Origin of the sequence: Xenorhabdus anantnagensis, from assembly GCF_028598555.1 — a bacterium.
Taxonomy (GTDB): Bacteria; Pseudomonadota; Gammaproteobacteria; order Enterobacterales; family Enterobacteriaceae; genus Xenorhabdus; species Xenorhabdus anantnagensis.
Genome location: NZ_JAQRFN010000049.1, coordinates 1 through 7,414, shown reverse-complemented (window position 1 = coordinate 7,414; position 7,414 = coordinate 1). Strand labels below are relative to the sequence as shown.

General features: G+C 42.3%; 9 protein-coding genes and 1 pseudogene. 2 read left to right on the top strand and 8 right to left on the bottom strand.

Features of this window, described 5'->3' with window-relative positions; all coding sequences use genetic code 11:
• Positions 1-196, top strand: a pseudogene (locus tag PSI14_RS19175) (hypothetical protein); the annotation flags it as partial.
• 195 nt (positions 197-391) lie between these two features.
• Here PSI14_RS19175 and PSI14_RS19170 read toward each other — a convergent pair.
• The gene (locus PSI14_RS19170) at positions 392-2,293 is read right to left on the bottom strand and encodes a phage tail tape measure protein (protein ID WP_273577583.1); all 1,902 of its coding nucleotides are present in this window, start codon (positions 2,291-2,293) and stop codon (positions 392-394) included.
• A 183-nt stretch (positions 2,294-2,476) separates the two neighbouring features.
• On the opposite strand from PSI14_RS19170, the gene PSI14_RS19165 reads away from it, so the two are divergent.
• Entirely contained in the window at positions 2,477-3,436 is a 960-nt protein-coding gene (locus PSI14_RS19165; protein ID WP_273577582.1) for an IS110 family RNA-guided transposase, read from the top strand.
• A gap of 84 nt (positions 3,437-3,520) precedes the next feature.
• On the opposite strand, the gene PSI14_RS19160 is transcribed toward PSI14_RS19165, so the two are convergent.
• The 7 genes from PSI14_RS19160 to PSI14_RS19130 form a co-directional block, all read right to left on the bottom strand.
• On the bottom strand, positions 3,521-3,757 hold the full coding sequence (locus PSI14_RS19160) for a hypothetical protein (RefSeq protein WP_273577581.1): 237 nt from the start codon (positions 3,755-3,757) through the stop codon (positions 3,521-3,523).
• Between the two features lie 928 nt (positions 3,758-4,685).
• Positions 4,686-5,429 carry a PP2C family protein-serine/threonine phosphatase gene (locus tag PSI14_RS19155; protein WP_273577580.1) on the bottom strand — a complete coding sequence of 248 codons (744 nt, stop codon included), beginning with the start codon at positions 5,427-5,429 and terminating at the stop codon, positions 4,686-4,688.
• Positions 5,426-5,842 (bottom strand): serine/threonine protein kinase, encoded by a 417-nt coding sequence (locus PSI14_RS19150; RefSeq protein ID WP_273577579.1) that lies wholly within the window; start codon positions 5,840-5,842, stop codon positions 5,426-5,428. Before PSI14_RS19150 ends, PSI14_RS19155 begins: the two co-directional genes overlap by 4 nt.
• Positions 5,843-5,846: 4 nt before the next feature.
• Positions 5,847-6,191 (bottom strand): protein kinase family protein, encoded by a 345-nt coding sequence (locus PSI14_RS19145; protein WP_273577578.1) that lies wholly within the window; start codon positions 6,189-6,191, stop codon positions 5,847-5,849.
• 98 nt (positions 6,192-6,289) lie between these two features.
• Positions 6,290-6,778 (bottom strand): lysis protein, encoded by a 489-nt coding sequence (locus PSI14_RS19140; protein ID WP_273577577.1) that lies wholly within the window; start codon positions 6,776-6,778, stop codon positions 6,290-6,292.
• Positions 6,775-7,176, bottom strand: coding sequence for a structural protein (locus PSI14_RS19135; RefSeq protein ID WP_273577576.1), 402 nt, complete (start codon positions 7,174-7,176; stop codon positions 6,775-6,777). Before PSI14_RS19135 ends, PSI14_RS19140 begins: the two co-directional genes overlap by 4 nt.
• Positions 7,160-7,414, bottom strand: a 255-nt coding sequence (locus PSI14_RS19130) for a phage holin, lambda family (protein WP_273577575.1), incomplete at its 5' end; no start/stop codon positions are given. The genes PSI14_RS19135 and PSI14_RS19130, both read right to left, overlap by 17 nt.

Below are 7,414 nucleotides of genomic sequence, written 5' to 3'. Positions count from 1 at the left end.
TTACATGAATCTTAATCAAATTATGACGCAAAATGAAGCAAAATGGGCGATAAGTTCTAATGTGAAGTCGAGCTTGAAGTTAAAACTTCGCGAGCTTCCGACAAACGCCATAACACATTTGATGAACGAACTATTGGCGAAGGGGGTAGCGAATCTACCGGTCGCGTTTCAGATAATTCAAAAATTCCTCCAGTAGGGCTGTATTTTTGCGAACGCCTGACTAGGCTGAATTTTCCCCAACCAATTGAGGTATTCATAAACACCCAAAAATAGTTATCGGGCCATTCAGCATGGATGAAAAACCCGTTTGGGTGTATCAATGATGTAAATATTTTCATGCTTACCTCTCACAAAAAAAGCCACCGAATTGGTGGCTATTGGTTAATAATTTCTACCGTCTACCATTAACCGCTCTAATGATTTTATACAAATCACCACCAGCGGGCGCAGGCTGCATACCGTACATTCTGGGTGTCGGGGTGCTTACTATCATTGACTGAGACCCACCAACATGACCACCAGAAGCATAGCCTTTTTTGGCACCGTCCATAAGGCGATACAGATTAGCCACGCCTAAACGCTGAGTTGATTCTTTATCGAAAACGAACTCATCTTTATGAACATAGCCAGCAATATCATATTTATTACCCGAACCCGTATAGCCGCCAGAAGAGTAACCGAGGACTCCAGCTACGGCTCCTCTCCATCCTTCTGTTTGCCCACCAAATGCTGCTTTCATGGCTTGCAATATAGCCATTTGCATCAACATCTTGGCGATCATTCCAAGTATAGATTTAGTGAAATCGCCAAAATTGGCTTTACCAGTGAGAAGAAAATCAGACAAAGAATTACTCATACCAGCAAATGCTGCTTGTGAGATTTGAGCGACGTTGGCATAGGTGTTGGTGGCCTGATCTTGGAATTCAGCGAAGCCTTTTTGAATGCCTTTTTCCCAGTTGCCTCTCAAGGCCTCTTCTTCTTCGAAATGTTTCGTTAACGCATCTTTTTCTTCTGGTGTTTTGGCTTTTCCTAAAGCTATTTCCTGCTGATAGACTCGGTCAGATTTACCAGCACTATCAATTAATGCTCTTGTTCGCGCATTAATTTCATCAATCCTTTTCTTTTGCTGATCTAGTTCCCTGTTCTTTTGTTTTTGCAGCTCAACTTCATCACCAACTATTGCCAAAGCACGCTGAGATTCAAGAATGGTGTCCTTTTGTAGGAGAAGTGACTTTTCTCCCTCTGTCAATTTACGTTTGCCTTGAGCCTCTTCCAGAATGGCAATCTTAGATTCCATATCCCACAGCTTTTTGCGCTCAGAGCTAATTACGTCATTGACCGTCTTGTGCTCTTTAAGGACTCTTAGCTGAGCTTGTAGGGATAGTAACGCTTGACTTGCGGCTTCATCAACACGAGTACCCGCATCAACTTTAAATTTAGGTTCTTTAGTCGGCTTTTTCCCAGTACCGGGCATTTTACGGTCACGGTGCTTATAATTGATCTGCTTCTTATACTCTTCGTACTGTTCTTGAGTTAATGCATATTTTTCAGCTTCTAGTTTTGCTAATTTTTCATTTCTTTTGGTTTCCGGGCTTGCATAGCTGTTATGCCATTTTTGCTGAGTTCTAAACTTTTGGATTGCTATCTGTTCAGCATTCTTTTTGGCTTGCTCACGAGCATTCTTAATATCAACTTGAAACTTTTTTTCTTTAAGAGTTTCTAGCTCATTCTTAATATCATCAACAGATATTCCTGTTCTATAATAAAAAATACCTTTTGAGGCAGGATTAGTCTGAAATTCAATAAGTTTTTCTTCCCATTCTCTAATGGTATCATCCAGAGTACTTTTCCTTCCTACATTAAGCATTGTATCCCAAGCACCTTTAGCAGCATTTTGTACTCCCACCCATGCAGATTCAAGATACCCCAGATTTTGATCTATATCGTTTGCACCATCATTGATAGACTGAGCGTATGCATCAATAGCCACTCTAGCCGCAGCCGTTGTATTACCTTGCAGTTCCAAGGTGCGGATTTGCTCTAACTGTGCAGCAGTAAGATGGTGATTAGCCTTTTCCAGTTCCAATGACATTTGTAACGGCTCATCCTGTAACCGTTTAAATTGATTTATTGTCGTATCAACTGCCTGACCAGTAATATAATTCATCTGCGCAGCCGCTTTAGCGACGCGAGCTATTTCATTATCACTAAACAACCCTGTACCAACCACATTCGCAATAGACGCAGCCATTTCAGACCGTGTTATTCCACTACCCGCCATTACACGAGCCATCTTGTATCTTTAATCTGGTTTATGATGGTTAAGTGAGATTGACAACAATCATGCAGTCAGATAACCATCAAGGGATTAAGCCCGTTAATGAGCTTTCGACGCATGATTGTTACTTTTCTTCGAAAAACCCGAACAGTTGCTTGAAACAAAATTCGTATTTGCAAGAATGGGAGCCGAAGAACCATGACTGAAACGATTTGTGTCGGTATTGATGTTGCCAAAGCTTCACTTGAAATTGCACTTGGTGCTCAGGGAACCGTAATGACATATCCAAATACCCCTGAAGGTCATGATGAACTAGCGGCTACACTGACCAACTATGAGATTGATTTAGTTGTATTAGAAGCAACAGGGGGTTATGAGGTATCCGTTGCTTGTGTTTTACAGACCATAGGGCTGGCTGTTGCTATCGTCAATCCCCGACAAGCCCGTGACTTTGCTAAGGCAATGGGTAACTTAGCCAAAACCGATAAAATAGATGCTCAGGTGCTGGCACAGTTCGCCCTGGTTTTATCTCAACGAACAGACCGGGATAAAATAGTCAGGATATTGCCCTCTGCTCAGCAACGAGTCTTGCAAGCCATGATCGCACGTCGCCGCCAATTGGTCGTACTTTCCATCTCAGAACACCAAAGGTTGGGGAGTTGCCATCCGGACATTCGAGAAAGCATCACTTTAATGATCAGCTTCATACAGGAACAACTTAAGGTCATTGAATCTGCCTTGTCTAAACACATCAACACCTATCATCGTTCCAAACTCGATTTATTATCTACAGTAAAAGGCGTTGGGCCTGCCACAATAGCCACTTTGATTGCAGATGTGCCGGAGCTGGGTAAGTTAACACGCCGGGAAATTAGCGCCTTAATTGGTGTTGCACCGTTTAATCGGGATTCTGGATTTTTCCGGGGAAAACGAACGATCTTCGGAGGAAGAGCAATGGTGCGCCGAATGCTGTATATGGCCACGTTAACGGCCATTAGATTTAACCCCGTTCTCTGCGCTTTCTACAAGAGATTGATCGAAGCAGGCAAGCCAAACAAAGTCGCCATCGTTGCGTGTATGCGTAAATTACTGGTCATTCTCAATGCAATGATAAAAACAAATACACCGTGGGATGAATCATTCCACGGTTTAACGTGAAAGACAGTTGCTTGTTTGTCGGTGAGTGCCATTTTATTTCCTCATATAGCAAAAAACCACCCGAAGGTGGTTGGTTATCAGATGCTAAGCGTGACCTCTTCTAAACATTTCAATAAAATCGGGAGCCTGAGACCAAAGGATGCAGAAGTAATAGGATGAGACAATAAATACTCCACCGAGCAAGATGACAATCAGCCAGTGAAGTGACGTGTCATTTTTCTTACCATCTCTGAATGTAGCTATTAATCCAATTAATGAGCTTATTACTGCAACCGTCGCTCCAATTGTCATAACAACATAAATAATCAGGGCCATTCCCATAACGACCAACTCCCTTTGTTTATTAATATCATTGAAGTTTCAGTCTACGTTACACTCATATGGCTGTCAGCTGCTTTGTGTCGTTCGGCACGGGTAATATCCGATTATCGGACTTGGGTTCTCTGACTACATGGCTATCACCACTCGGTGAATCATGATGGCAATGTAGGCCGTCTCTCCGGCTGTCATATCACTTCGTCTGCCTAAAGCGGATGTTGCTGATAATGATCCGTCCTACACAGTGGCATGGGTTATTTTTGATTCTGTCTGTACGCTCGATGCTAAGGGAACAGGTCTCAGCTAATACCGGCAGACGGCGATAACCCGACGCAAAGGTGTATCGGTATCGATATACCTGAAGGGGTACGCTCAAAAGAGTGGGCTAGATACAAGGGGTTAAGTTGTTTTGTCCAGCGCATAAAATAACCATAGAGGTATCTCTACAGTTGAAATAAAAATGCCACCAGCCCGTGTGCGCTGGGTACGCGATGGGAACGAGTGGCAGCATGGGTTATCCGTATTCCTTTAACCACTCAGGGGAATGGGTATAGGAATATTGACTTTAGTTTCAGAGAGTAACTAATTGTTAAGTATTATTCGCTTGTTATTGGGGGAAGATGGGTTTATTAGATTTACCAGTTTTTGTGATAATAACGTTGTAAAAGATATGGAGAATGATTATGAAAAAATATCTTCTTCTTTGCCTAGTAGCAGGCACGACTCTTTTAGCTTCAATGCAGACTTATGCTTATGTCTGTTTACCTTTTGGTCTGTCACCCATAACATATGCAGAGTGTATGGCTGCCTGTCTTGTAACAAATCCGGATAAACCGGCTAAATACTGTTTATAGTAACAATCAAGCAGGAGACAGGATCGCTCCTGCCACCCCAGTATCATTTGCTCTGAGGTGGTGATGTGCAGTGTCACTCACGATATTTTAAAACTGGCCGCCACTAATGAGTAATCGTCAATTGGTGTAGCTTTTTCAATCCGCTTTTGTAAGCTGGAAGCAAATCTAACTGGGTTACGTAGGGTGTTGTCTGAAAAGCGAGGCCGCTTTTCCCAGAAATGATGAGCGCCATCAGACATGATGTATATATCTAATACACCTTCTTCATCATCAACAAGATCAGAGAGCGATAAATGTAGTTCCTGATAAGTAAGTTGAACTACTTCTGAAAGAGCGGACGTTAATGTGTTCTTACCACCCATTCCTTCTAATTCTTTCTTTGTGAACACTCCTTCATTAATGAGTTCTTGATGTTGAGTGTGGTCTATCGATAGTTGAATAAGTTTTTTTCCTTTCCTGATATAAATTCTTGTGTCACCTACGTGTCCGATATGTAGACTATCTTCATGAAGATAACAAAATGTAAGGGTTGTTGCTGCCCTGCGAAAACGTGGGTTACTTTCAGATAGCTTGGATATTTCTTTTTTTATTGAAAAAAGCACCATACCAACATCTAATTCACTTCCATTAAAAATGAAATTAGAAAGATAGTTTGTAGATATTTGCGCGGCCTCTTTTGCTCCCTCATACGCTCCAAGTCCATCTGCTACAGCCATAACATATCCATTATTTGCAATTTTAGGTGATATAACAGAGTCTTGATTATCTCTTATGGGGCTTTTTCCTAATGAGAATAAACCGCAGTTCAGTAAAGTGATCATTGATTATTCTCCTTAATGATTACATCTAAATCCATTAGCATTTCTGAAACGGAGTCATATCTGTCTGTCGGTTTCATACAAGTACTTTTGCGAACAATGTCATCAATTCTATTCACTTCGTATATCCCCATTTCATGAATTATAACACCTAACGCATAAATATCTGACTGTGCACTAAACATACCATTTTTGGCTTCAAAGGACATGTAAGCCTCTGTCCCTATATTGGCGGCCATATTAGAAATCATTTCGGACTCATCTTCACTTCTGGCATTTTTTACAAGTCCAAAATCAGAAACCTTGTATGTACCATCCGCATATCTGAGGATATTTTCCGGTTTCAAATCTCTGTGCAGGTATCCTCGTTCATGTATATGCTGAACACCTTTAAGAATCATTCTAACTACTTTCATTTTCTCATTTTGTTAACTTATTCTCATTAAGCTCTGCCCTAAGGTTATTTTCAGCAAGCTCCATAATGAACCAAGGAAATTCAATACCTAAATGATGTATATAAATGTGAACAACATTTGTATGACAACAAGATGCCTGGTATCTAACCTCTCGCTGAAACCGCCTTTTCCAGTCATCATAGCTATATATGCCACCAATAAAATCTTCGTTAACACTTAAAAATTTTCTAGCATAATTTCCAATCAGTTTGCCGTTAAAGCTGTATAGTTCAATAAGTTCAACGCTACCAAAGCCCCCACGCCCTAGTGCCTTGATTGGTTTAATTTTATAATTAGCACGTATCTCCATACTTTTTACCTAGTTAGCATTCAGTATGGATTTTAATCTACAGCTAAAATTACTAATTCTCTATTGGTTAAATCATTTTATTAATATTTATTTTCTTATCAGTTCAGCCCATGTCTTATTAACTTGCTCCATCGCTCCTCACATTCAGCCTTAACATAATCCTGTAAATATCTCAGTTTTGCCCGGTCGTTGATAATACCTTCTCGGATATCGAGAACAGTTGATCCAGTTTCTCCAGTGAGTTCGACGGGGGTTGCATCGCCCACGCCGACGGAGGTAACGGTTTTAGGCACGGAGGGACAGATGGCCTTGATGCGCAGCTTGCGACGACCAGCGGCAACATCAACCCGAAGAGTATCGATTTCAGTCTTGGCATGGGCGAGTTCCTGAATGTATCGGGTATCCAGTTCAGCAAGGTGCTGGATTCGCGCTTGTTGTTGGGCGGTGATGGCGACCTGTTCGTCATACTGTCGCTTTAACCTACGGTATTCTTCGGCCTTGTCCTGATACTCACTGTAATAGAACCCGAACAAGCCAGAAACAATCACCAGAGCACCGAGAGTGAAGTACTGGCTGTTGAGTTTCATAGCATTTCAAATGCCCGTGTGAAAACATCATCAGAATAAGGTTGCTTGCCGTTCTCGTGCTGGATAATCGACTTAGCCAGCGCAATCAGCGTGGGTTTATCAATATCGAGAACGTGATGCGGGTCGACGTTCAGTGCCCCGGCAACGCCCTTGATATAGGCTGAGGTGTTGTTTTCCACATTTGGCGCCCAGCGGTCTATCATCCGGTACACCGTCTGGTAACCGTTCTTGTGGTAGTTAGACAGCAATTTCATGAGTGCCCGAATACCATAGATTCCAGATTCGAAACGACAGAACCGCTTTTCAATCTTTTCATCATGGGGCAACTGACCTTGCCACTTGTTCTTTGGGTTGTGATCGATATTGCCCGGATTGTTATTCTCAATGCCCCTCGTCATTACTTGCCCCCGCCCTTTTCTCTGCTGCCTTACGCAGCAACTGACCGATAAAATCCGTACCCAAGTAGCCAATCACTACGCTGCCGATGTAGGCCAAGTCAGGATTCAGCCCCATGAGATTTAATACGTCACGAATGAACCAGGCGAACATGGCACACATAAAGGCATCAATAGAGACCTTTAACCAGCCGCCGCCGTTATAGCGACCCCGGAGGAAAGCCATTGTCCCGGCGAGGGT